This window comes from Methylibium sp. T29 (assembly GCF_000576205.1).
GTDB classification, from domain to species: domain Bacteria; phylum Pseudomonadota; class Gammaproteobacteria; order Burkholderiales; family Burkholderiaceae_C; genus Methylibium; species Methylibium petroleiphilum.
The window spans coordinates 1-24,551 of sequence record NZ_AZND01000036.1; the positions used below are offsets into that span (position 1 = coordinate 1).

General features: G+C 67.6%; 23 protein-coding genes and 4 pseudogenes. 23 read left to right on the forward strand and 4 right to left on the reverse strand.

Annotated features, from left to right (window positions below):
• Positions 1 to 93: 93 nt before the first annotated feature.
• The 9 genes from x551_RS07040 to x551_RS07075 all read left to right on the forward strand — a co-directional run bounded on the left by x551_RS07040 (position 94) and on the right by x551_RS07075 (position 7,948).
• On the forward strand, positions 94 to 1,947 hold the full coding sequence (locus x551_RS07040; protein ID WP_036232198.1) for an ABC transporter ATP-binding protein: 1,854 nt from the start codon (positions 94 to 96) through the stop codon (positions 1,945 to 1,947).
• Positions 1,948 to 2,087: 140 nt separating this feature from the next.
• On the forward strand, positions 2,088 to 2,843 hold the full coding sequence (locus tag x551_RS07045; protein WP_148211046.1) for a hypothetical protein: 756 nt from the start codon (positions 2,088 to 2,090) through the stop codon (positions 2,841 to 2,843).
• Between the two features lie 155 nt (positions 2,844 to 2,998).
• Positions 2,999 to 3,955 carry a diacylglycerol kinase family protein gene (locus x551_RS07050; protein ID WP_036232195.1) on the forward strand — a complete coding sequence of 319 codons (957 nt, stop codon included), beginning with the start codon at positions 2,999 to 3,001 and terminating at the stop codon, positions 3,953 to 3,955.
• Positions 3,952 to 4,776, forward strand: a complete 825-nt coding sequence (locus x551_RS07055; protein ID WP_036232194.1) for a metallophosphoesterase family protein — start codon at positions 3,952 to 3,954, stop codon at positions 4,774 to 4,776. Before x551_RS07050 ends, x551_RS07055 begins: the two co-directional genes overlap by 4 nt.
• Positions 4,769 to 5,578, forward strand: coding sequence for a phosphatase PAP2 family protein (locus x551_RS07060; RefSeq protein ID WP_036232192.1), 810 nt, complete (start codon positions 4,769 to 4,771; stop codon positions 5,576 to 5,578). The genes x551_RS07055 and x551_RS07060 overlap by 8 nt, the downstream gene beginning before the upstream one ends.
• Positions 5,579 to 5,611: 33 nt before the next feature.
• Positions 5,612 to 5,830 (forward strand): hypothetical protein, encoded by a 219-nt coding sequence (locus tag x551_RS26145; protein ID WP_129451615.1) that lies wholly within the window; start codon positions 5,612 to 5,614, stop codon positions 5,828 to 5,830.
• Between the two features lie 122 nt (positions 5,831 to 5,952).
• On the forward strand, positions 5,953 to 6,264 hold the full coding sequence (locus x551_RS07065; RefSeq protein WP_231497628.1) for a hypothetical protein: 312 nt from the start codon (positions 5,953 to 5,955) through the stop codon (positions 6,262 to 6,264).
• A 253-nt stretch (positions 6,265 to 6,517) separates the two neighbouring features.
• Entirely contained in the window at positions 6,518 to 7,267 is a 750-nt protein-coding gene (locus x551_RS07070) for a DUF4397 domain-containing protein (protein ID WP_197028771.1), read from the forward strand.
• Between the two features lie 126 nt (positions 7,268 to 7,393).
• The gene (locus x551_RS07075) at positions 7,394 to 7,948 is read left to right on the forward strand and encodes a pyridoxamine 5'-phosphate oxidase family protein (protein WP_231497627.1); all 555 of its coding nucleotides are present in this window, start codon (positions 7,394 to 7,396) and stop codon (positions 7,946 to 7,948) included.
• Here x551_RS07075 and dbpA read toward each other — a convergent pair.
• Together dbpA and x551_RS07085 are read right to left on the reverse strand one after the other, a co-directional pair.
• A complete protein-coding gene (gene dbpA / locus x551_RS07080) occupies positions 7,939 to 9,315 on the reverse strand; it encodes an ATP-dependent RNA helicase DbpA (protein ID WP_036247975.1) in 1,377 nt (458 codons plus the stop codon). The two genes, x551_RS07075 and dbpA, sit on opposite strands and share 10 nt — an antisense overlap.
• Positions 9,316 to 9,421: 106 nt before the next feature.
• Positions 9,422 to 9,802, reverse strand: a complete 381-nt coding sequence (locus tag x551_RS07085; protein ID WP_051495695.1) for a hypothetical protein — start codon at positions 9,800 to 9,802, stop codon at positions 9,422 to 9,424.
• Between the two features lie 277 nt (positions 9,803 to 10,079).
• Between x551_RS07085 and x551_RS07090 the strand changes: the two genes are divergently transcribed.
• Both x551_RS07090 and x551_RS07095 read left to right on the forward strand, forming a co-directional pair.
• Positions 10,080 to 10,574 carry a BON domain-containing protein gene (locus tag x551_RS07090; protein WP_036232201.1) on the forward strand — a complete coding sequence of 165 codons (495 nt, stop codon included), beginning with the start codon at positions 10,080 to 10,082 and terminating at the stop codon, positions 10,572 to 10,574.
• Positions 10,575 to 10,790: 216 nt separating this feature from the next.
• Positions 10,791 to 10,997 (forward strand): hypothetical protein, encoded by a 207-nt coding sequence (locus x551_RS07095; RefSeq protein WP_036232189.1) that lies wholly within the window; start codon positions 10,791 to 10,793, stop codon positions 10,995 to 10,997.
• 27 nt (positions 10,998 to 11,024) lie between these two features.
• Here x551_RS07095 and x551_RS07100 read toward each other — a convergent pair.
• Together x551_RS07100 and x551_RS07105 are read right to left on the reverse strand one after the other, a co-directional pair.
• Positions 11,025 to 12,037: pseudogene (locus tag x551_RS07100) on the reverse strand (aldolase/citrate lyase family protein).
• Positions 12,038 to 12,129: 92 nt separating this feature from the next.
• Positions 12,130 to 13,115 (reverse strand): annotated as a pseudogene (locus tag x551_RS07105) (malate dehydrogenase).
• A gap of 200 nt (positions 13,116 to 13,315) precedes the next feature.
• On the opposite strand from x551_RS07105, the gene x551_RS07110 reads away from it, so the two are divergent.
• The 12 genes and pseudogenes from x551_RS07110 to x551_RS07165 form a co-directional block, all read left to right on the forward strand.
• Positions 13,316 to 14,092, forward strand: a complete 777-nt coding sequence (locus x551_RS07110; RefSeq protein ID WP_011829764.1) for a GntR family transcriptional regulator — start codon at positions 13,316 to 13,318, stop codon at positions 14,090 to 14,092.
• Between the two features lie 114 nt (positions 14,093 to 14,206).
• Positions 14,207 to 14,647: a succinate dehydrogenase, cytochrome b556 subunit gene (gene sdhC / locus x551_RS07115; protein ID WP_036232187.1), complete on the forward strand. Its 441-nt coding sequence runs from the start codon at positions 14,207 to 14,209 to the stop codon at positions 14,645 to 14,647.
• 43 nt (positions 14,648 to 14,690) lie between these two features.
• Entirely contained in the window at positions 14,691 to 15,053 is a 363-nt protein-coding gene (sdhD, locus tag x551_RS07120) for a succinate dehydrogenase, hydrophobic membrane anchor protein (protein WP_036232185.1), read from the forward strand.
• A gap of 4 nt (positions 15,054 to 15,057) precedes the next feature.
• Positions 15,058 to 16,847 (forward strand): annotated as a pseudogene (gene sdhA / locus x551_RS07125) (succinate dehydrogenase flavoprotein subunit).
• Between the two features lie 35 nt (positions 16,848 to 16,882).
• Entirely contained in the window at positions 16,883 to 17,587 is a 705-nt protein-coding gene (locus x551_RS07130; protein ID WP_011829760.1) for a succinate dehydrogenase iron-sulfur subunit, read from the forward strand.
• Positions 17,588 to 17,606: 19 nt separating this feature from the next.
• Entirely contained in the window at positions 17,607 to 17,894 is a 288-nt protein-coding gene (locus x551_RS07135; protein WP_011829759.1) for a succinate dehydrogenase assembly factor 2, read from the forward strand.
• A gap of 97 nt (positions 17,895 to 17,991) precedes the next feature.
• Positions 17,992 to 19,305: a citrate synthase gene (locus tag x551_RS07140; protein WP_036232183.1), complete on the forward strand. Its 1,314-nt coding sequence runs from the start codon at positions 17,992 to 17,994 to the stop codon at positions 19,303 to 19,305.
• 75 nt (positions 19,306 to 19,380) lie between these two features.
• Positions 19,381 to 20,793, forward strand: coding sequence for a 3-isopropylmalate dehydratase large subunit (leuC, locus tag x551_RS07145; protein ID WP_036232181.1), 1,413 nt, complete (start codon positions 19,381 to 19,383; stop codon positions 20,791 to 20,793).
• A gap of 35 nt (positions 20,794 to 20,828) precedes the next feature.
• Positions 20,829 to 21,479 (forward strand): 3-isopropylmalate dehydratase small subunit, encoded by a 651-nt coding sequence (leuD, locus tag x551_RS07150; RefSeq protein ID WP_011829756.1) that lies wholly within the window; start codon positions 20,829 to 20,831, stop codon positions 21,477 to 21,479.
• A 20-nt stretch (positions 21,480 to 21,499) separates the two neighbouring features.
• A complete protein-coding gene (leuB, locus tag x551_RS07155) occupies positions 21,500 to 22,591 on the forward strand; it encodes a 3-isopropylmalate dehydrogenase (RefSeq protein ID WP_011829755.1) in 1,092 nt (363 codons plus the stop codon).
• Positions 22,592 to 22,684: 93 nt separating this feature from the next.
• The gene (gene asd / locus x551_RS07160; protein ID WP_036232179.1) at positions 22,685 to 23,812 is read left to right on the forward strand and encodes an aspartate-semialdehyde dehydrogenase; all 1,128 of its coding nucleotides are present in this window, start codon (positions 22,685 to 22,687) and stop codon (positions 23,810 to 23,812) included.
• Between the two features lie 328 nt (positions 23,813 to 24,140).
• Positions 24,141 to 24,551, forward strand: a pseudogene (locus x551_RS07165) (hypothetical protein); the annotation flags it as partial.

Consider the following 24,551-nt stretch of genomic DNA (forward strand, 5'->3'; position numbering starts at 1 on the left):
CCTGTCGACGCTGGCATGGGGGCAGGGCCATTGCCATCGGCTAACCTCGCCGCCTGGCTCCGGTGCGGGCCCCATCCACCACGGAGACCCTGCGTGTTCGGCGCGTTCGAGAAGCTGCTCCATCCTTACCCAGACGCGGCGCCCACGCCGCCGCCCAAGGGGCTGCTGCCTTTCCTGTGGCACAGCACGCGCGGGCTGCGGCCCTGGCTGCTGGCGATGACCTTGTTGACCGCCGGCATCGGGGCGTTCGAGGCACTGCTGTTCAGCATGCTCGGCCGCATCGTCGACTGGTTGGCCGCGGTGGCGCCCGCGCGTCTGTGGGCCGAGCAGGGCGGCACACTGATGCTGCTGGCGGCGGTGCTGGCGGGTAGCACGCTGCTGATCGCGCTGCAATCGCTGATCAAGCAGCAGGCGCTGGCCGGCAACTTCCCGATGCTGCTGCGCTGGAACTTCCACCGGCTGATGCTCGGCCAGAGCATGGGCTTCTACCAGGACGAGTTCGCCGGCCGGGTGGCCACCAAGGTGATGCAGACGGCGCTGGCGGTGCGCGACACCTGGATGATCCTGGCCGAGCTGCTGGTGTTCGTGGTGATCTACTTCGTCACGCTGCTGCTGGTGCTGGGCGGCTTCGATGCATGGCTGCTGCTGCCCTTCCTGGGCTGGGTGGCGCTCTACACGCTGGCTCTGCGGCATTTCGTGCCCCGGCTGGCGCGTGTGGCGCAGTCGCAGGCCGATGCGCGCTCGCTGATGACCGGGCGCATCACCGATGCCTACACGAACATCGCCACCGTCAAGCTGTTCTCGCATGCCGGGCGGGAGGCCGGCTACGCACGCGGCGCGATGCAGGAGTTCCTGCAGACCGTGCAGGCGCAGATGCGGCTGGTCACCGGCTTCGAGATCGTCAACCACTCGCTGAGCATGCTGCTGATCCTGAGCACGGCCGGTGCGACGCTGTGGCTCTGGACGCAAGGGCAGGTGGGGGTGGGCGCGCTGGCGGCGGCGACCGCGATGTCGCTGCGGCTCAACGGCATCTCGCACTGGGTGATGTGGGAGATGGCGGCGCTGTTCGAGCACATCGGCACGGTTCAGGACGGCATGAACACGTTGTCGCGACCCCATGCGGTGGTCGACCGGGCGGACGCACGGCCGCTGCAGGTAAGCCGCGGCGAGATCCGTTTCGAGGACGTGAGCTTCGGCTACGGCGGCGAGCGGATGGTGGTGGAGAACCTGTCGCTGGACATCCGGGCGGGCGAGAAGATCGGCTTGGTCGGCCGGTCCGGTGCCGGCAAGTCCACCCTCATCAACCTGCTGCTGCGCTTCTACGACATCGAACGAGGCCGCGTGCTGATCGACGGCCAGGACATCGCCGGGGTGACACAGAACAGCCTGCGCGAGCAGGTCGGCATGGTCACGCAGGACACCTCGCTGCTGCACCGCTCGGTGCGGGACAACATCCTCTACGGCCGGCCCGACGCGACCGATGCCGACATGGTGCTCGCCGCCCGACGGGCCGAGGCACACGAGTTCATCCAGGGCCTGACCGACCCGAAGCAACGGACCGGGTACGACGCCCATGTTGGCGAACGCGGCGTCAAGCTCTCGGGCGGCCAGCGGCAGCGCATCGCGATCGCGCGCGTGATGCTGAAGGACGCACCGATCCTGCTGCTCGACGAGGCCACCAGCGCGCTCGACTCGGAGGTCGAGGCGGCCATCCAGGCCAGCCTGTACCGGCTGATGGAGGGCAAGACGGTTGTCGCCATCGCCCACCGGCTCAGCACGATCGCGGCGATGGACCGGCTGGTCGTGCTGGACCGCGGCCGCATCGTCGAGCAGGGCGACCACCGCAGCCTGCTCGCGCGAGGTGGGCTGTATGCGCGATTGTGGACGCACCAGAGTGGGGGCTTCCTGGGCGAAGAGGCAGAGGACGCCGCAGAGGTGTTGGCGTGAGCCCGCCGGTGGGGCTGCCCCGGACCACAATTCCCCTCGATTGCGGGGTCCGCCGCAGCGACGACTTGTCGCCATCGTCGTTCATGATGTATTCATAGGCCACCGGCCAGCAGTTCAGGGAGAGAGTGATGCGGGAAGCGATGCGTGACTTTGCGGCGTCCACGTTGTGGCGCATCAGTGCGTTCGAGCGCGTGCGGGCGGAAACCGGCACCAGCGGCTTCATGCGTCTGGCGGGCGGGCCGACGCTGCTGCCCAGCACGCTGATGGCTGACCTGCGGCAGATCGAGGAGGACCTGCAGGAGGGCGACATCCTCGAGGTGATCGCCGCCTGCATACGGCACCGGGAGCCGGCATTGCTCTGCCTGCAGCACGAGCAGCTGGTGTGGCCCATCACCGTGTTCCCCGACGAGCGCCTCTACCACTCGCCGCGCGACATGACCGGCGCGTCTGCAGAGGGCTTGGCCGAGCTGCGCGTGCTGACCGTCGAGCCGCCGGGCGTGAGGCCACCGGGTCACTGGATGCATGAGCGGGTGGGTCAGGCGGATTGCTACCGCCCCCTGGCTCCGCTGCTCTGGACCATGGCTCTGAACGGTCCGCGACGCACCCTGCTCAGCGAGATCGGCGGCACGGCAGCCTACCGCGTGGTCGATCGCTCGGCGATCGAGAACCTGAATGCGCCGGGCGCCCTCGGCTCGGCCATCGAGCGACTGCGCAAGGAATCGGTCTCGATGCGCGACGTAGCGCGCTTCCCCGGCATGAACGTCGAGCGGGCCGCGCGCCTGCTCAATGCGCTCTACCTGACCTCCAGCCTGATGGTCACTCGCACCAACCCGGCCGCCCGTTCGGAGCCCGGCCTGCTGCGCGGCCTGTTCGGTTCCGGCAAGGCCCGACGCTAGGGGCCCGCGCGCCGGCGTCGGCGCGCCCGCCTCGTCGAGTGGATGTCCGGAGTACGAGCGTAGGCAAGTTCCTACCGTGCGGTCGGTCCGCGGACTATGGCTTGCGGCCGGGGTGCATGGTCTGATGCGGTCTTCGTGCCGCACGCCCACCGACCATGCCTACCGACCCTCCCGAGCCCGACTCCGACGCGCCGATCTTCGTGGTGCTCAACGTCGGTTCCGGCAGCGACGACGCCAACGCCACGCGCGCGACGATCGAGCGTGTGCTGAGCGAGGCGGGGCGGGAGCACGAACTGACGGTGGTCGACGAGCCGGCGCGGCTGCACGACATCGCGCGCAATGTGGTCGGTCGCGCGCGTGCGCGTGGCGGCATCGTGGTCGCCGCCGGTGGCGACGGCACGATCAATGCGGTGGCACAGGCGGTTCTGGGCAGCGGCTGCGCCTTCGGGGTGCTGCCGCAGGGCACCTTCAACTACTTCAGTCGCACCCACGGGCTGCCGGCCACGACGGAAGAGGGCACCCGATTGCTGCTGACGGCCGAGGCGCAGCCGGTGCAGGTGGGGCTGGTCAACGACCGCGTGTTCCTCGTGAACGCCAGCCTCGGGCTCTACCCGAAGCTGCTCGAGGACCGCGAGGCCTACAAGCAGCAGTACGGACGCAGCCGCCTGGTGGCGTTGTGGTCGGGCGTCATGACGCTGCTGCGCGGGCACCGGCGGTTGCGCCTCCATCTCGAGCAGGACGGCGATCTGCAGGCCTGCGAGCTGCGAACGTCGACGCTGTTCATCGGCAACAACCGCCTGCAGCTCGAGCAGATCGGCATCCGCGAGGCGCCGCTGCTCGAACAGGGCCGGCTCGCGGCGATCGCGCTGCGGCCTGTGGGCCGGCTCGAGATGCTGTGGCTGCTGCTGCGGGGCGCGTTCGGTCAGCTCGGGGACGCCGACAAGGTGTCGAGCTTCCCGTTCGCGCGGATCACGGTGCAGCCGGCGCTGCGGGGCCGCGCGGGGCGGCGTATCAAGGTGGCGACCGACGGCGAGATCGCCTGGCTGGCCACGCCACTGGTGTTCCGAGTCGCTCCGCAGCCGCTGTGGTTGCTCAAGCCGGAGCCGCAATGACCCTGGCGATCCAGATCTCCGATCCGCACTTCGGCACCGAGCAGCCCGCGGTGGTCGAGGCGCTGCTGCAGCTGGTGCGCGAGCAGGCGCCCGACGTGGCCGTGCTGTCGGGCGACATCACCCAACGGGCCAGCCGCGCGCAGTTCCGTGCGGCGCGGGCCTTCGTCGATCGCCTGGGTACCCCGGTCACGCTGGTGATCCCCGGCAACCACGACATCCCGCTGTTCAACCCGCTCGCCCGGCTGTTCGCGCCGTATGCCAACCACCGCCAGGCTTTCGGTGCCGAGCTCGAACCGATGGCCGCGTGGCCCGACCTGCTGCTGCTCACCGTCAACACCACCCGGCCCTGGCGCCACAAGGATGGCGAGGTGTCGGACGCGCAGGTGGAGCGCGTGGCGGCGCAGCTGCACGCCGCGCAACCGGGCCAACTGCGGGTGGTGGTCGTGCACCAGCCGCTGGCGGTGACGCGCGAGGAGGACGAACCGAACCGATTGCACCGCGGCGCCGAGGCGGCGCGCGCCTGGTCTCAGGCCGGGGCGGACCTGGTGCTCGGCGGCCACATCCATCTGCCCTTCGTGCTGCCGCTGCACGAGCGCTTCGAGGCGCTGGCGCGACCACTGTGGGCGGTGCAGGCGGGCACCGCGGTGTCGCGGCGGGTGCGTGACGAGGCCGGCAACTCGGTCAACCTGGTCCGTTCGCGAGGCCGTGTGGGGCCGCGCCGCGAGGCGCTGGTCGAGCGCTGGGATTACCGCGCGGCGTCGCAGCGTTTCGAACCGGTGTCGATGCACCGCCTCGGCTTCGAGGTTGGCAGCGATGGATGAGGCCCGCGTTCTCGCACTGGTCACCGCGGTGGGCGAGCGGGCCGTACCCAGCTTCGTGTTTGCGCTGGCTTGCCTGCTGTTGTTCGTCGCCTCGGCCTGGTGGCTGACACGGCGCCATGTGCTGCCGCGGCTGGAGAGCCCGTTGCCGCCGAGCGGCTTCCTGGCGCTGAACCTCGGCCTGGGCTTCGTGATCGTCGTGGTGTCCGCCGCCATCTTCGCCGGCACGGCTGACGAGATCGGCATCGACGAGGAATTGGGGATGCTCGACACGGCCTTTTCCGACACGCTGCGGGACAGCGTCTCGCTCGCGACCCTGCGGGTCTTCTCGCTTCTGACCCGCTTCGGCGACACGGCGACGCTCTCCGTGCTTTGCACCGTGGTGGCGGTGTGGCTGTGGGTCGTCCGCAAACGCTGGCTGGCGCTGGCCTGGGTGATCGCGATCGCCGGCAACGGCGTCCTGAACACCACCCTGAAGGGCATCGTCGAGCGCGTGCGGCCACTGCACGAACACGGCCTGGTGCACGAACTGGGGTGGAGCTTCCCCAGTGGCCACAGCTCCGGTGCGGTAGTCGCTTACGGCATGCTCGCCTACGTCGCGATGCGGCGCCTGCCGCCGGTGTGGCATCTGCCGGCGCTGCTTCTGGCCACCGCGATCGCCTTCACGACCGGATGCAGCCGCATCTTCCTGCAGGTGCATTTCGCCAGCGACGTGCTGGCCGGCTTCGCTTCCGGCCTGGCCTGGCTGACCGTCTGCGTCGTCAGCACCGAGCTGACGCGTCGCTATCGCCGTGCGCCAGGCTGAGCGCAAGGCGTCCCCTCGAGCAAGGAGAGTCCCATGAGCACACGCGCCGCATCCTCCTCCCGGTCCCGGCCGCCCGCGCCGAAGCCGAGCCCGCGTCCATCGCTGCCACACGAACGCGACGAATCCAGCGACATGACCGGCGGCGAGCCCAGCGAGAGCATGCGGCAGGCCCATCGCGATCTGGCTCGCGGTTTGAAGGACACCGATCGCGGGCCGGAAGCGGACCGCGCCTACCGCAAGCTGAAGCGTTGATCCGCTGCGTCCGCTTGAGTGCGCGGCGCGTGTCATCATTTGCGGCGGTCGACATCAAGGCCGGTCATCCATACAGGAGCAGCAACGTGCGACGTGAGCGACTCACCGCAGGATGGGCTATCGTGCTGGCGCTGTGCGGCACCGCGCTGCCCGGCACGGCGGGCGCGGAGGAAGACGCGAGGGCCTACGTGGCCTTCGTCGAAGACTTCACCGCGCAGTGTGTCTCTCGAAACGGTGTGCAGATTCTCGTCAGGAACACGCACCCCACGCGCCGGCTGCGCGTGTGGCTGGATCGCTACCACATGGGCACCGGGACCGGCGACCGCTCGCGCAGCGATCTCGCACCCGCCGGCGAGCCCGAGGCCCTGGGGTGTTCGCGCAGCAGCACGGGACCGCAGGAGTGGCGTGTCGTGCGCAGTGTGTTCCTCGACTGAGGCGCGGTGTCCACCGCCTGACCGCTAGCGTTGCGTCGGCCGCGCGGTCCGGCGGAGCATGTCAAAAGACAAAGCGCGTTGTCCGACACTCTCTTGCGGGGCGCCCTACGTGCAGGCGCCGCATCGGCCGACAGAAGCCCGCAGGCTTCGCTCCTACCTTTCAAGGGTTCGCAAGACGGACTCGCCTCACCGGCCGCCAGGCCCGGGCGATCACTCAGCAACCCTTCGAGAGGCAAGACCGATGAAGCATTCCATGAAGTTCCTGCTGGCGCTCGCGCCCATCGCCCTGCTCGCCGCTTGCGGTGGCGGCGACGACGACCTCGACGACCGGCTCGACATCGCCGACCCGAAGGTCCGGTTCGTCCATGCCATTCCGGCCGGCCCGGACGTCACGCTGTTCCGCGGCGCCAACGCGCAGTCCGACGCGACCGATGTGCCCTACCTGTTCGCATCGAAGTACTTCGACGTCGATTCCGGCGACGCGACCTGGTCGGTGAAGACATCGACCGGTTCGCTCGATGTCGGTGCGGTCACCTTCGATGCCAAGCGCGGCAACAAGTACAGCCTGCTCGCGGTGCCGAGTTCTTCGGTGACCGAGATGGTGCTGATCGACGACCCGTACAACAAGGGCCTGACCGCGGACAACGCCCGCGTGCGCGTGTTCAATGCCTCGTTCAACGCCGGCAGCATCGACGTCTATCTCAACGCACCCGGCACCGATCTGGCCGGCGTGTCGCCCACCTTCCCGGCGGTGGCCTACAAGGCAGCGAGTCCGGCCTCGGGCTCCGACTCTGTCGATCTGCCCGGCGGTACCTACCAGATGCGCATCACCAACGCCGGCACGAAGAACGTGATCTTCAATGCACCGGTGACGTTGAACGTCAACGCCGACTGGTTGGTGCTCAGCCTGCCGGCCAGCGCGACACCCGACGACGTGAAGGCCCTCGTGGTTCAGTCGGACGACGACACGCCAGCAGCGACCGAACTGACGACGACGCCCTGACGTGACGCGGCCCCTGCCGTCGGCCGCCGCTGTAGGACGCGGCCGACGCGCAGGAGCGGCCCTCGCCGATAGTTCGCGCCCCGGCCCGGGGCGACCATGAATGCACCCCAACGCAAGGAGTGGTCCATGAACATCGAAACACAAGAAACGGCCGACCTGAACCAATTGGCGAGCCTGATCGACGGCATGTCGATCGCGATGCTCAGCGGCGTCGAACGCGACGGTTCGCTGGTGAGCCGGCCGATGACGCCGCTGGAGATGGACGGCGACGGCGCGCTGTGGTTCTTCACCGATGTGCGTTCGGAGAAGACGGAGCGGCTGATCCCTCTGAACCTCAGCTTCTCCAACGAAGCGAACTCGATCTACGTGTCCATCTCCGGTCACGGCGAGGTGGTTCGCGACCGGGAGCACGTGAAGCGACTGTGGACGCCCTATGCGAAGCCCTGGTTCCTCGAGGGCCCCGAATCACCCTACCTGGTGCTGTTGAAGTTCGTCCCGCACTCGGCCGATTACTGGGACGCACCGCACAGCAAGATGATGCGCCTGGTCGCGATGAACCCGCCGACGTCGGCCGCCGAGCGGTCCGATCCCGAATCGAATGCGTTGCGTCCCGTGCCCAGGCCGACCCGTCGCTTTGAAGACGCGGTCCGGACGCCGTCCGCCCGCCGGGCTCATGCCTGAAGGCTGCGTGCCTTGATCTTCTTGCCCTTGACCCGGCCGCCGTCGAGCTTGCGCAGCGCCTCCTTGGCGATGCTGCGCTCGACGGCCACGTAGGTCGAGAATTCGGTGACGTTGATCTTGCCGATCTGGGCAGCGGCCAGGCCGGCGTCGCCGGTCAACGCGCCCAGCACGTCGCCAGGACGGATCTTCTCCTTGCGGCCGCCCAGAATCTGCAGCGTGACCATCGGAGGCACCAGGGGCCCGGCGCCGGACGGCGTGAGTTCGCTCAGCGGGTGCCATTCCGATTCCCGGTCCTGTAACTGATCGATCTTCGCCACGCTGGGCATTTCGTCGAGCGTCGACAGGCTGAGCGCCCACCCGGCCTGATCGGCACGGCCGGTACGGCCGATGCGGTGGATGTGCACTTCCGGGTCGGGCGAGATGTCGACGTTGACGACCGCTTCGAGTTGTTCGACATCGAGGCCGCGCGCGGCGACGTCGGTGGCCACCAGCACCGAACAGCTGCGGTTCGCGAACTGCATCAGCACCTGGTCCCGTTCGCGCTGCTCCAGATCGCCGTGCAGCGCCAGCGCCTGCACGCCTTGCGCGCTCAGCACGGCCACCAGGTCGCGACACTGCTGTTTGGTGTTGCAGAACGCCAGCGTGCTGGCGGGGCGGAAGTGGTCGAGCAGCAGTCCGACCGCGTGCAGGCGCTGCTCTTCCGTCACCTCGTAGAAGCGCTGGCGGATCTTGCCTGCGTCGTGCTGCGATTCGAGCCGGACATGCTCGGGCTGGCGCAGGAACTGCGCGCTCAGCCGGGCGATGCCGTCCGGGTAGGTGGCCGAGAACAGCAGCGTCTGGCGCTGCGGTGGGCAATGGCGGGCGACGGCAGCGATGTCGTCGAAGAAGCCCATGTCGAGCATGCGGTCGGCTTCGTCGAGCACCAGTGTGTTCAGCGAGGCGAGCGCGAGGCTGCCGCGCTCCAGGTGGTCGATGATGCGACCTGGCGTGCCGACGACGATGTGCGCGCCGTGCTGCAGGCTGGCCAGTTGCGGGCGCATCGTGGCGCCGCCGCACAGCGTGAGGATCTTGGTGTTCTCTTGACTGCGAGCCAGGCGGCGCAGTTCCTGCGTCACCTGGTCGGCGAGTTCGCGCGTTGGGCACAGCACCAGGCTCTGCACGTCGAGGCGGCGCGGATCGAGCCGCGCCAGAAGGGCCAGGGCGAAGGCAGCCGTCTTGCCGCTCCCGGTCTTGGCCTGGGCGATCAGGTCGCGGCCCGCCAGTGCGATCGGCAGTGTGGCGGCCTGGACCGGCGTCATGCTGTGGTAGCCGAGCTGCTCCAGATTGGCCAGCACGGCGGGCGCCAGCGGCAGCTGGCTGAAGGGCAGGGGAGGTGCGCCGGACGGGGCGTCTTCGAGAGGGGCAGAGACATGCCCGATTGTCGGGCCTGCGCCCCGCGTCCCCGCCCGCAGGGGCCCGGTCCTGCTTTTCTTCCTAGTAGCAGTCCGGTTCGGGCTTCTTCAGGCGGCAGCTCCAGCGAAAGCCGTCGACCCCCTGCTTGGCCGAACGTCTCAGGATGGCGGTGGGCTCGTTTGCGATCGCATCCGGCAGCGGCACCGCCAGAGGCGCGCCGGTGGTGTTGGTGTAGAAGTTGAGAAAGCAGGTTTCGGCACCGGCACACAGGCTGTCGATCTGCGGCTGATAGGCCTCCCGCTGGCCGGCCAGGTCGGCCGGCACGATCACCGAGCGGATGATCCCCTGCCGGCCGGCCACCGGCCACGCCTCGGTTGCGGCAGCGGCGCTGCCCACCCAGCCCGCCGCGCACGCGGCGAGCAGCAGCCGGATCGATCGGTCGCGGTCTTGCGTCTTGCCCACCAGCTTCTCCTCGGCCGGGAAGAGGTTCTGCGTCGCGCCCCCGGCAGGGCGGCCGCCGGCGATGCTAGCGCGGCGCCCTGCCGCCGTGGCGGGATGCCGCGGCGGGGGCGTGGGAATCGTCCGACAACACTGCGCGGTGAGCGCCGATGGTGAGGGGCCCCGCCGTTCCTAAGCTGTCTACATCGCAACGACGCGAGTCGGTGTCTTCGGCCCCTCGCGATGTCCGGGCCCTGCTGCAGGCAATGCCCTCCCGCTTTTCAAGGAGATAGAGATGAAGATGAGTTCACGCACCCTCACCACGATGTCTGCTTCCACCGTGCTGCTGGCCGCCCTGGCGCTGGCCGGATGCAATCGCAACACCGAACAGGCCCAGGCGCCGGCCGACAGCGGCGCGGGCGTGGCCCAGTCCGAGCAGCGCATGGAGCAGAAGGTCGATCAGGCGCAGGCCAGCGCCGAGCGCGGCATGGACAACGCTGCCAACGCCGTGAAGGGCGCCGCCCAGGACGCCACCCAGGCGACCAAGAATGCGGCGGCCGAGGTCGGCGACAAGGTCGGCGACGCCATGATCACCACGACGGTCAATGCCGAACTGGCGAAGGATCCGAAGCTGAGCGCGCTGAAGATCGATGTCGACACCGCCGACGGCAAGGTGGCGTTGCGCGGCACGGCGCCGGACAGCGCCTCGCGCGAACGTGCGACCCAGCTCGCGATGGCGGTCAAGGGCGTGGTGAGCGTCGACAACCAGCTCACCATCGAACCGGCCAAGAGCTGATCCCCGAACGACCCGGCAGCCGCCGGGCACGACGGTGTCGCGGGCGTCCACTCGACAGGGTGGGCGCCCGCGGCTGCGTTACGTTCTGGAGAGGGTCAACGTTGTTCCTGCGAGCGCGTTGAGGAGACACGAAGCCCTGCGTCCGCAAGGCCGGTCGGCTCCACGCGGTGGAGGGTCCGGGAGACGCGGGGCGTCGAAGCCGCAGGAGGCCGATGCATGAGCTCCCTCTCCGTCACCCGCTACGAGATCCGCTTCCAGTCGCTGTTCAGGGAAGGCCGGGCGCTGAGCTTTCCCTGCGACGCGCAGGGCCACGTGCAGCTCGACGCGCTGAGTGAGCAGGCTCGTCACAACTACCTCTATGCGCGCGCCGTGGTCGGCCGCGAGTACGCCACGCCGATGGTGCTGGCGCTCTGCGCGCACTGAGTGCCGCGCCGTGTGGCCGCGGGTGGCTCAGACCGCGGCGGTGGCGAAGAAGGCCGAGCGCGCCGTGTCGGGCAGCGAGCGCCCGGTGCGGGCGGCACGCTCCAGCACGTGCCAGTGGTAGCGGTAGCTCGCGCGGTCTTGCAGCAGACCGCGGTGCGCGATCGGGGCCCAATCGGCGGCCTGGGCGGCCAGCAGGATGTCGAGAGCCGCCTCGATCTCGGCCGGCACCGGGGCGAAGGCCTCGACGATGGGTCGGATCTGGTTGGGGTGGATGCTCCACATGCGCGCGTAGCCCAGCTCGCGCGACGCACGCGTGGCAGCCTGCGCGATGGCCTGCGTGTCGCTGTACTCGGTGACCACGCAGTGCGAGGGCAGCTTGCCGGCCGCGTGGCAGGCAGCCGAGATCTCCAGCTTGGCACGCAGCACCAGCGGATGGCTGAACTGCCCCGCCAGGCTCATGCCGAAGGAGGGATCGCGCCGTGGTGCGCCGAGACGAAGTCCATCAACCCGAAGGACAGGGATTCGATCGCCGGCAGTGCCGCGATCGCCTGCACGTCGCGCAGCGCGCCGTGCGTTTCGACCAGCGCATGCACCGGGACCGCGCGCGCCAGGCCCTGCTCGCGGCGGGTCGCTTCGATGGCGGCGATGGCGTCGCGCAGCTCTTCCACGCCCTGCGCCTTCGGGATCATGAGGTAGGCCAGCCGCTCGCCGGCGCCGGCCAGCAGGCTGCGCACGTCATCCGCGAAACTCGGGTGAGGGTAGGGGTGGACACGCACCCCGACGCGGCCGTGGCGGTTGGCGGCGCTCGACACCAACTCCGCGGCGAGCCGTGCGTGCTCTGGTTCGCCGCCGACCGGGGCGCCGTCCTCGAGGTCGAGCGTCACGTCGAACAGCGCGGTGTCGGCCATGTCAGCCTGCAGCGCCAGGGCCTTGCGCATGCGCGGCTCGACGCCGGCGTAGTGGTCGCAGACCGGCAGATCCGGCCGGTGTTCGTGGGCGCCGAACAGCGCCTGCAGCGGGTGGATGCGGGGGCGGCTCATCGCGAGGGCTCCATGCGGGAACAGCGAGGCGGAATTAAAAAGGCCGACCCGAGCAACGGGATCGGCCTCTCGGGGCGGCGCTGCGGGCCGGCTCAGATCAGGTGCTTGACGCCGTCCTGTTCGCCCTGCAGTTCGGCCAGGGTCTTGTTGATGCATTCCTGCGAGAACGCGTCGATCGCGAGGCCGTCGACGATCTTGTACTCGCCGTTGGCGCAGGTGACCGGGAAGCCGAACATCACGTCCTTCGGGATACCGTATTCGCCGTTCGACGGGACGCCCATCGTGACCCAGGCGCCATTGGTGCCCAGGCCCAGTCGCGCATGTGGTCGATTGCCGCATTGGCTGCCGACGCCGCCGACGACAGACCACGAGCCTCGATGATCGCCGCGCCGCGCTTGCCGACGGTCGGCAGGAACACGTCCTTGTTCCAGACCTGGTCGTTGATCATGTCCTTCACCGAGGCGCCATCGATGGTGGCGAAGCGGTAGTCGGCATACATCGTGGGCGAATGGTTGCCCCACACGGCCAGCTGCTTGATCGACGACACCGGCTTGCCGGTCTTGGCGGCAATCTGCGAGGCGGCGCGGTTGTGGTCAAGGCGCAGCATCGCGGTGAAGTTCTTGCGCGGCAGGTCGGGTGCGGCCTTCATCGCGATGTAGGCGTTGGTGTTGGCCGGGTTACCGACCACCAGCACCTTGACGTTGCGTGAGGCCACGGCGTTCAGCGCCTTGCCCTGCGCGGTAAAAATGGCGCCGTTGATCGACAGCAGCTCGGCACGCTCCATGCCCGGGCCGCGCGGACGCGAGCCGACGAGCAGCGCGTAGTCGGCATCCTTGAAGGCGGTCATGGGGTCGCCGTGGGCCTCCATGCCGGCCAGCAGCGGGAAGGCGCAGTCTTCCAGTTCCATCATCACGCCCTTCAGCGCCTTCTGGGCCTTCTCGTCCGGGATCTCGAGCAACTGCAGGATCACGGGCTGGTCCTTGCCCAGCATCTCGCCGGAGGCGATGCGGAACAGCAGGGCGTAGCCGATCTGGCCAGCAGCACCGGTGACGGCCACGCGGACGGGTTTCTTGCTCATGTCGAAGCTCCGGAGGTAGGGTCGTGAGATGGGGGGCCGGGTTGCGTACGTCAAAGACGTGACGAAGACCGGCACACGACTGCGAGTGTAGAAGCAATCGATGCTGCTGCCGCAGGATTCGCCGAATCTTATGTCTTATATAAGACATCTTTCATCGGTTTTGTGGACGATCCGGGGCGCGCTGTGATGCAATCCGCCGCATGGCCAACGCGCTGCCTCCCCCCCTGTCTGCGGAAGACACGTCGCTCGAGGTGTCGGGGCCGGCCTTCAGTCCGCTGTATCAGCAGATCAAGGCGCTGATCACGCGCAGCCTGCAGGGCGGCGAGTGGCGCCCCGGCGAGGCTATTCCGAGCGAGATCGAACTTGCGGCACGCTACAAGGTCAGCCAGGGGACGGTGCGCAAGGCGATCGATGAACTCGCCACCGAGAACCTGGTTGTTCGCCGCCAGGGCAAGGGGACCTTCGTCGCGACCCACGCGGAGCAGCAGGTGCAGTACCGCTTCCTGCGTCTGGTTCCCGATGCAGAGGGCAAGGTCGGCGCCGTGGAGCGCCGCTTCCTCGATTGTCGGCGCGTCCGGGCGCCGGCCGAGGTCGCGCGTGCGCTGGAGTTGAAGGCTGGCGAGACGGTGATCCAGGTCAGGCGCCTGCTGTCGTTCGGCGGCCGCCCGGTGGTGCTGGACGACATTTGGCTCAACGGCGCGCTGTTCAGGGGGCTCACGGCCGAACGGCTGGCCGATTCGCGCGGCGCGTTGTACGCCACCTTCGAAGCGGAATTCGGTGTTCGGATGATCCGTGCCGAAGAAAAGCTGAGGGCGGTGGCCGCGATGGCCGTCGAGGCCGAGTTGCTGCAGGTGGCGCTCGGCGCACCTCTGCTGAGCGTGGAGCGGCGCACGCTGACCTACGGGGACCGGCCGGTGGAACTGCGCCGCGGGCTGTACGACACGACGCTCCATCACTATAGGAACGAGTTGAGCTGAACCGGAACGGAACAGAATCGCGCGTCGGATGTTCGCCGGCGAGCATCCGTCTGCTGCGATGCAACAATGCAATAAACTCGCCGAGTTTCACAGACCAGAACAAGGTAAATGGGTATGGCAGAGACCACCGTGAAAGCAGGCCGGCCGCGTCCGGTCCACCGCAACATCCACGTCAGCCAGATCATCGGCTACCGGCTGCCCCCCGCCGGCATCGTGTCGATCCTGCACCGTATCAGCGGCGCGATCATGTTCCTGCTGCTGCCCTTCATCGTCTGGCTGTTCGACACCAGCCTGAGCTCCGAAATCTCCTACGAGACCTTCACCAGTGCCTTCGTCGCCGGGATCGGCTTCGTGCCGGGCTGGTTCGTCAAGCTGGTGGCGCTGGCCCTGATCTGGGCCTACCTGCTGCACTTCATCGCCGGCGTGCGCCATCTGTGGATGGACATGACGCATGCCGTCAGCAAGGAGGCGGGGCACCGCTCGGCCCTGATCACCCTGGGCCTGAGCACGCTGCTGACGCTGGCGCTGATGGGCAAGCTGTTCGGCTGGTACTGACAAGAGAAGAACGAGAAATCTGAGGCAACGCGGATCGATCAACATGACACAGAACTACGGATCCAAGCGCATCGTCGTCGGTGCGCACTACGGTCTGCGCGACTGGCTCAGCCAGCGCGTCACGGCCGCGCTGATGGCGGTCTTCACCATCGTGCTGATCGCTCAGGTGCTGTTCGGCGCGCCGATGGGCTACGAACGCTGGGCCGGCATCTTCTCGTCGCAGTGGATGAAGGTGCTGACCTTCGTCGTCATCGTGTCGCTGGCCTGGCACGCCTGGGTCGGCGTGCGCGACATCTGGATGGACTACGTCAAGCCGGTCGGGGTGCGCCTGCTGCTGCAGGTGTTGACGATCTCGTGGCTGGTCGGTTGTGCCGGCTGGGCGATCCAAGTGCTGTGGAGGCTGTGACACCATGACAACCAAGCTTCCGACCCGCAAGTTCGACGTCGTCATCGTCGGAGCCGGTGGCTCCGGCATGCGCGCCTCGCTGCAACTCGCTCGTGCCGGCCTGAACGTGGCTGTGCTGTCCAAGGTGTTCCCGACCCGCTCGCACACCGTCGCGGCGCAAGGCGGCATCGGCGCCTCGCTCGGCAACATGTCCGAGGACAACTGGCACTACCACTTCTTCGACACCGTCAAGGGCTCCGACTGGCTCGGCGACCAGGACGCGATCGAGTTCATGTGCCGCGAGGCGCCGAAGGTCGTCTACGAGCTCGAGCACTTCGGGATGCCGTTCGACCGCAACCCGGACGGCACGATCTACCAGCGCCCGTTCGGCGGCCACACCGCGAACTACGGCGAGAAGCCGGTGCAGCGCGCCTGCGCCGCGGCCGACCGCACCGGCCACGCGATGCTGCACACGCTGTACCAGCAGAACGTCAAGGCGCGCACGCAGTTCTTCGTCGAGTGGATGGCGCTCGACCTGATCCGCGACGCTGACGGCGACGTGGTCGGCGTCACCGCGCTCGAGATGGAGACCGGTGACGTCCACGTGCTGCAAGGCAAGACCGTGCTGCTCGCCACCGGTGGGGCGGGTCGCATCTTCGCGGCCAGCACCAACGCCTTCATCAACACCGGCGACGGCCTGGGCATGGCGGCTCGTGCCGGCATCCCTCTGGAGGACATGGAGTTCTGGCAGTTCCACCCGACCGGGGTGCACAACGCTGGCGTGCTGCTGACGGAAGGCTGTCGTGGCGAAGGCGCGATCCTGCGCAACAGCAACGGCGAGCGCTTCATGGAGCGCTACGCGCCGACGCTGAAGGACCTGGCGCCGCGCGACTTCGTGTCGCGCTGCATGGACCAGGAGATCAAGGAGGGGCGCGGCTGCGGTCCGAACAAGGACTACATCCAGCTCGACATGACCCACCTCGGCGGCGAGACGATCATGAAGCGCCTGCCGAGCGTGTTCGAGATCGGCCACAACTTCGCGAACGTCGACATCACGAAGGAGCCGATCCCGGTCGTGCCGACCATCCACTACCAGATGGGTGGCATCCCGACGAACGTTCACGGCCAGGTGGTGGTGCCGAACAACGGCAAGCCCAACGACATCGTCAACGGCTCTATGCGGTCGGCGAGTGCGCCTGCGTCAGCGTGCACGGCGCCAACCGGCTGGGTACGAACTCGTTGCTCGACCTGCTGGTGTTCGGCCGCGCGGCGGGCAACCACATCGTCGAGTTCAATCAGAAGAACAAGCTGCACAAGTCCCTGCCCGCCGATGCTGCCGATCGGACGCTGGCACGCCTGGCGCGCCTCGACGGCAGCAGCAGCGGCGAGTACGCCCAGGACGTGGCCAACGACATCCGCACGACGATGCAGCAGCACGCCGGCGTGTTCCGCACCCAGGCGATGCTCGACGAGGGCGTGACCAAGATGGCCGCGGTGGCCGAGCGCGTGCGGAGCATCGCGCTGAAGGACAAGTCCAAGGTCTTCAACACCGCCCGCATCGAGGCGCTGGAAGTCGAGAACCTGATCGAGGCGGCGCAGGCCACCATCGTGTCGGCCGCGGCCCGCAAGGAAAGCCGGGGCGCGCACACGGTCAACGACTACGGCGACACGCCCGAGCATCCGAACGGCCGCAACGATGCCGTGTGGATGAAGCACACCCTCTGGTACAGCGATGGCAACCGGCTCGACTACAAGCCGGTCAACCTCAAGCCGATGTCGGTCGAGTCGATCCCCCCCAAGGTCCGCACGTTCTGATCACCCCAGTCCGAAGCGCCCCAGGAAGCGAAAACATGAGCAAGCGCACATTCCAGATTTACCGCTACGACCCGGACACCGACGCCAAGCCGTATATGCAGACGCTCGAGGTCGAGCTCGACGGTTCCGAGCGCATGCTGCTGGACGCGTTGAACAAGCTCAAAGCGGTCGATCCGAGCCTGAGCTTCCGTCGCTCGTGCCGCGAGGGTGTTTGCGGCTCGGACGCGATGAACATCAACGGCAAGAACGGTCTGGCCTGCCTGACCAACATGCGCACGCTGCCGGGAACCGTGGTGCTCAAGCCGCTGCCGGGGCTGCCGGTAATCCGCGACCTGATCGTGGACATGACGCAGTTCTTCAAGCAGTACAACTCGATCAAGCCCTATCTCGTCAACGAAGAGGTGCCGCCCGAGAAGGAACGTCTGCAGTCGCCGGAGGAGCGCGACGAGCTCAACGGCCTGTACGAATGCATCCTGTGCGCGAGCTGCTCGACCAGCTGCCCGAGCTTCTGGTGGAACCCCGACAAGTTCGTCGGCCCGGCCGGATTGCTCCAGGCCTACCGCTTCATCGCCGACAGCCGTGACCAGGACACCGCAGGGCGACTCGACAACCTCGAGGACCCCTATCGCCTGTTCCGTTGCCACACGATCATGAACTGCGTCGACGTCTGCCCGAAGGGCCTGAACCCGACCAAGGCGATCGGCAAGATCAAGGAATTGATGGTGCGCCGCGCCGTCTGACCCGACCCGGCAGACCTGCATGGCCCACGTGCTCGATGATCCGCTGCTGAGCCCCGCTGCGTTGAGCAAGCTGCGCTGGCGGTGCCGCCGCGGCCTGCTCGAGAACGACCTGTTCATCGAGCGCTTCTTCGCACGGCACGAGGCCACGCTGACCGAGCGTCAAGCGACGGGCCTGGAAGCGCTGATGGATCTGCCGGACAACGATCTGCTGGACCTGTTGCTGGTGCGCACGCAGCCCCAGGCTGAACTCGACCGCCCCGAGGTTCGCCTGGTGCTCGATCAACTGCGCACGCCGCGGCCCGCCTGAAACCACGCTGCGCTCTGTTTCGCTTTCGTCCCTCGCTCTTTGCCCCTTGTCCCGCTCCGTTTCGTCTCCCTTCGAAGTCTCTAGCCAAGGAACTGCCATGACACCGTCCGACGTGAAAGCCACCCTGTCGTTCTCCGACGGCAGCCCCAGCATGGATTTGCCGATCTACAAGGGCAGCGTGGGCCCGGACGTGATCGACATCCGCAAGCTCTACGCACAGACCGGCAAGTTCACCTACGACCCGGGCTTCCTGAGCACGGCGTCCTGCCAATCGGCCATCACCTACATCGACGGCGACAAGGGTGAACTGCTGTACCGCGGCTACCCGATCGAACAGCTGGCCGAGAACTGCGACTTCCTCGAAACCTGTTATCTGCTGCTCAACGGCGAACTGCCGAACGTCACCGAGAAAGCGAAGTTCGTCAAGACGGTCAACGGCCACACGATGGTCAACGAGCAGATGCAGTTCTTCCTGCGCGGCTTCCGCCGGGACGCCCACCCGATGGCCGTGCTGACCGGTCTGGTGGGGGGACTGTCGGCCTTCTATCACGACAGCACCGACGTGCAGAACCCGGAGCACCGTGCGGTCGCGGCGATCCGCCTGATCGCGAAGATGCCCACGCTGGTCGCGATGGCCTACAAGTATTCGATCGGCCAGCCCTACATCTATCCGCGCAACGATCTGAGCTACACCTCGAACTTCATGCGGATGATGTTCGGTACCCCCTGTGAGGAGTACGTGCCCAACGATGTGCTGGTGCGCGCGATGGACCGCATCTTCATCCTGCACGCCGACCACGAGCAGAACGCGTCGACCTCGACTGTGCGTTTGTGCGGTAGCTCCGGCACCAACCCGTTCGCCGCCATCGCGGCCGGCGTGGCCTGTCTGTGGGGCCCGGCGCACGGCGGGGCCAACGAAGCCTGCCTGAACATGCTGGAAGACATCCAGAAGATGGGCGGCGTGGCCAAGGTCGGCAAGTTCATCGAGCAGGTGAAGGACAAGAACTCGGGCGTGCGCCTGATGGGCTTCGGACACCGCGTCTACAAGAACTACGACCCTCGCGCCAAGCTGATGCGTGAGACCTGTCACGAGGTGCTCGCCGAGATGGGCCTGCAGAACGATCCGCTGTTCAAGCTGGCGATGGAACTGGAGAAGATCGCGCTGGAAGACGATTACTTCGTGTCGCGCAAGCTCTACCCGAACGTCGACTTCTACTCCGGCATCGTCCAGCGTGCCATCGGCATCCCGGTGAGCCTGTTCACCGCCATCTTCGCATTGGCCCGCACGGTTGGCTGGATCGCGCAGCTCAACGAGATGATCGGCGACCCCGAGTACAAGATCGGCCGCCCACGCCAGTTGTTCGTCGGTGCAACGGCCCGCGACGTTACGCCGATTGCCGAGCGCGCCTGACGCCGGTCCGCTCCAATCAGAGAAACCCCGGCCCTGCGCCGGGGTTTCTTGTTGTTGACGCCTAAAATCGAGGCCATGGGACGCACTCTGTACGACAAGCTGTGGGACGAACACGTCGTCCACTCCGAGGACGACGGCACCGCCGTGCTCTACATCGACCGACACCTGGTGCACGAGGTGACGAGCCCGCAGGCCTTCGAAGGCTTGGACCTCGCCGGCCGCAAGATCTGGCGACTTTCGGCCAATCTGGCGGTGAGCGACCACAACGTGCCGACCACCGACCGATCCCGGGGCATCGCCGACCCGGTGTCGCGCCTGCAGGTCGACACGCTGGACGCCAACTGCGACCGCTTCGGCATCACGCAGTTCAAGATGAACGATCGTCGCCAGGGTATCGTGCACGTGATCGGGCCGGAGCAGGGCGCCACGCTGCCGGGCATGACGGTGGTGTGCGGTGATTCGCACACCAGCACCCACGGCGCCTTCGGTGCGCTGGCGCATGGCATCGGCACCAGCGAGGTCGAGCACGTGCTTGCGACTCAGACGCTGCTCGCCAAGAAGGCGAAGAACCTGCTGGTGCGGGTGGACGGCGTGCTGCCGGCCGGCTGCAGCGCCAAGGACATCGTGCTGGCGATCATCGGTCGCATCGGCACGGCCGGCGGCAACGGCCATACCATCGAGTTCGGTGGCTCGGCGATTCGCGCGCTGAGCATGGAAGGCCGCATGACGGTGTGCAACATGGCCATCGAGGCCGGCGCGAGGGCTGGCCTGGTCGCGGTGGACGACACGACGATCCAGTACGTGAAGGGGCGGCCGTTCTCGCCGTCAGGTGTGGAGTGGGAGCACGCGGTCGCCTACTGGCGCACGCTGCATTCCGACGAGGATGCCGTCTTTGATCGCGTGGTCGAACTCGATGCGGGTCAGATCGCACCGCAGGTCACCTGGGGCACCTCGCCCGAGATGGTGCTTTCGATCAACGACCGGGTGCCCGATCCGGACCGCGAGAAGGATGCTGGCAAGCGCGGCGCCATCGAGCGCGCGCTGACCTACATGTCGCTCGAGCCGAACAAGCCGATCGGTGACATCCGCATCGACAAGGTGTTCATCGGCTCGTGTACCAACTCCCGCATTGAGGACCTGCGCGAGGCCGCCGCGGTGGTGCGGCGCGTCGGCGGGCGCATCGCCGGCAACGTGAAGCTGGCGCTGGTCGTGCCGGGTTCCGGGCTGGTCAAGGCGCAGGCCGAGCGCGAAGGGCTCGATGCGGTGTTCAAGGCGGCCGGCTTCGAATGGCGGGAGCCGGGCTGCTCGATGTGCCTGGCGATGAACGCCGACCGCCTCGAGCCCGGAGAACGGTGCGCGTCTACCAGCAACCGCAACTTCGAGGGTCGCCAGGGCGCCGGCGGCCGCACGCACCTCGTGAGCCCCGCGATGGCCGCCGCCGCCGCGATGGAAGGGCATTTCGTCGACGTCCGGCGCATTGCCGCCTGAGCTTCCGTCACCGCCTCCACCTGAAACCGACAGCCATGCAGCCTTTCCGTTTGCACCGGGGCGTGGTCGCCCCGATCGACCGTGAGAACGTCGACACCGACGCGATCATCCCCAAGCAGTTTCTCAAGTCGATCAAGCGCAGCGGCTTCGGCGTGAACCTGTTCGACGAATGGCGCTATCTCGACCATGGCGAGCCGGGGCAGGATCCGGCGTCGCGCCGACCCAACCCGGACTTCGTGCTGAACCAGCCGCGCTACCGTGGCGCCTCGGTGCTGCTGGCGCGCCGCAATTTCGGCTGCGGCTCCAGCCGCGAGCACGCGCCCTGGGCCATCGACCAGTACGGGTTCCGCGCGCTGATCGCGCCGAGCTTCGCCGACATCTTCTTCAACAACTGCTTCAAGAACGGCCTGCTGCCCATCGTGCTGCCCGAGGCGCAGGTGGCGCGGCTGTTCGACGAGGTGGCGGCCTTCCCGGGCTACGAGTTGACGATCGACCTGGAGCGCCAGGTGGTCGTCAAGCCCGACGGCGACGAGCTGGCGTTCGACGTCGAGCCGTTCCGTCGGCACTGCCTGCTCGGCGGCCTGGATGACATCGGCCTGACGCTGCGCCACGCGGACAAGATCCGCGCCTACGAGGCCGAGCGCCTGCTGCGCAAGCCCTGGCTGGCGAACACGCTGGCCTCCTGAACCAAGAGGAATTGCAGAGCATGAAGATTGCCGTGTTGCCGGGTGACGGCATCGGTCCCGAGATCGTCGACGAGGCGGTCCGGGTCCTGGAGGTGCTGGACCTGCGCTTCGAGCTGGAAGCTGCGCCGGTGGGCGGCGCTGCCTACGAGGCCGCGGGTCATCCGCTGCCCGAGAGCACGCTGCAGCTCGCCCAAAGCGCGGACGCGATCCTGTTCGGCGCCGTCGGCGACTGGAAGTTCGACAAGCTCGACCGCCCGCTGCGGCCCGAGCAGGCCATCCTCGGGCTGCGCAAGCACCTGGGGCTTTTCGCCAACTTCCGCCCGGCCATCTGCTACCCGCAGCTCACGCACGCGTCGAGCCTGAAGCCCGAGCTGGTGGCGGGCCTGGACATCCTCATCATCCGCGAACTGACCGGCGACATCTACTTCGGCCAGCCGCGCGGCCGGCGCAGTGCACCCGATGGGCACTTCCCTGGGGCCGAGGAGGCGTACGACACGATGCGCTACAGCCGCCCTGAAGTCGAGCGCATCGCCCACGTGGCTTTTCAGGCGGCCCGCAAGCGCGGCGGCAAGCTCACCAGCGTGGACAAGGCCAACGTCCTGGAGACCTTCCAGTTCTGGAAGGACATCGTCACCGAGGTCCACGCTCAGTACCCGGACGTGAAGCTCGATCACCTCTATGTCGACAACGCCGCGATGCAGCTGGTCAAGGCGCCCAAGGCCTTCGACGTGATCGTCACCGGCAACATGTTCGGCGACATCCTCAGTGACGAGGCTGCCATGCTGACCGGCTCGATCGGCATGCTGCCCAGCGCCTCGCTGAACGCAAAGAACCAGGGCCTGTATGAGCCCAGCCACGGCAGCGCGCCCGACATCGCGGGCAAGGGCGTGGCGAATCCGCTCGCTACAATCCTGTCCGCTGCCATGATGCTTCGCTTCTCCCTCAACCAGCCCGAAGCCGCCGCTCGCATCGAGCGCGGCGTGGATGCCGTGCTCGCGGCGGGCCTGCGCACGGCCGACATCTGGTCAGAGGGCACCACCAAGGTGGGCACGCGCGCGATGGGTGATGCGGTCGTGGCCGCCATCACCGGCAAAACCATTACCAAGAGCTAGCAGGCTCCGGTTCGTCTCGCCCCACCTTCCTGGACCCCGGCGACACGAGCCGGGCAAGTGGGGTCCGGACTCTCGAACTGGAAAGGCAATCACATGGCACTCGTAGGATTGGTCGGCTGGCGCGGCATGGTAGGTTCCGTGCTGATGGATCGCATGGTCGCCGAGCACGACTTCGACCTCATCGAGCCGCTGTTCTTCAGCACCAGCAACGCTGGCGGCGCGGCGCCAGCGATGGCGAAGAACGAGACGCGCCTGCAGGATGCGCACGACATCGCGGCGCTCAAGCGCTGCGACATCATCATCACGGCGCAGGGTGGCGACTACACCACCGAGGTCTTCCCCAAGCTGCGCGCCGCAGGCTGGAAGGGCCATTGGGTCGATGCCGCCTCCACACTGCGCATGAAGGACGATGCCGTCATCATCCTCGACCCGGTGAACCTGCGGGTCATCGAGAACGCGCTCGCCCAGGGAGGGCGCAACTGGGTCGGCGGCAACTGCACGGTCAGCTGCATGTTGATGGGCGTGGGTGCGCTGTACAAGGCGGGTCTCGTCGAGTGGATGAGCTCGATGACCTACCAGGCGGCCTCGGGCGGCGGCGCACAGCACATGCGCGAACTGTTGACGCAGTTCGGCACGCTGAACGCCTCGGTCCGTGCGCTGCTCGACGATCCGAAGAGCGCGATCCTCGAGATCGACCGCCAGGTCATCGACACGCAACGTGGCCTGTCGGCCGAAGCGACCCAGCAATTCGGCGTGCCGCTGGGCGGCTCGTTGATCCCGTGGATCGACAAGGACCTCGGCGCAGGCGTCAGCCGCGAGGAATGGAAGGCGGGCGCCGAGACCAACAAGATCCTCGGCATCGGCGAAGGCTTTGGCACGCCGGCGATCCCGGTAGACGGCTTCTGTGTGCGTGTCGGCGCCATGCGCTGCCATAGCCAGGCGTTGACCTTCAAGCTGAAGAAGGACGTGCCGCTGGCCGATGTGGAGGCCCTGATCGCCCAGGACAACGACTGGGTCAAGCTGGTGCCGAACACGCGCGAGGCGACGATCCGCGACCTGACACCGGTGGCCGTGACAGGCACGCTCGGCATTCCGGTCGGGCGCGTTCGCAAGTTGGCGATGGGCCCGGAATACCTGGGCGCGTTCACGATCGGCGACCAGTTGTTGTGGGGTGCGGCCGAGCCGCTGCGGCGTATGCTGCGCATCCTGCTGCAGGCTTGAACGACCGGCAGCGCACCGCCTAGGACCGAGACGTTGCAGAGTGACAACGAAGCCGTCTCGGGTGCGCAGGTCGCCACGGTCACGAAGACGTCACGCGGAGCATGAGCTTGTCACCGTATCTGCTTGATGTTATTGTGATTTCAGTCATTTCAGCTCGGCTTGCCCGGCGTTTCGCCTCGGCACCGGCGGACAACGAGTCGCATCGCGCGACGCTTGGATTTCGTATTTGGGAGGCGCCTTGAAAGAACGAAAGAACCGCGTCGGGCAGGCTCGTGCACCCAGAACACTGAACGCCGTCGCTGTTGCAGCGCTGGCGGTTTGCGCCTGGATGCCGATCGACGCGGCGGCGCTCGGCTTGGGGCGTCTGTCGGTTCAGTCCGCACTCGGGGAGGCGCTCCGGGCCGAGATCGACGTCACCGCGCTCACTCCGGAAGAGGCTTCGAGCCTGAAGGTGAAGGTGGCGTCGCCCGACGCCTACCGTGCGGCCGGGGTCGACTACAACGCAGCGCTGTCGGCGGCGAACGTGACGCTGCAGCGGCGCGCCGATGGCCGACCCTACCTGCGACTGACCGGCGATCGTCCGGTCGGCGAGCCCTTCGTCGACGTCATCCTCGAATTGAACTGGTCGTCGGGGCGCCTGGTGCGCGAGTTCACCATGCTGTTCGACCCGCCGGCCACGCGTGCCGCGGCGCCGGCATCTGCACCCGCGGTCATCTCGCCGCGCCGTCGGCGGCGCCCG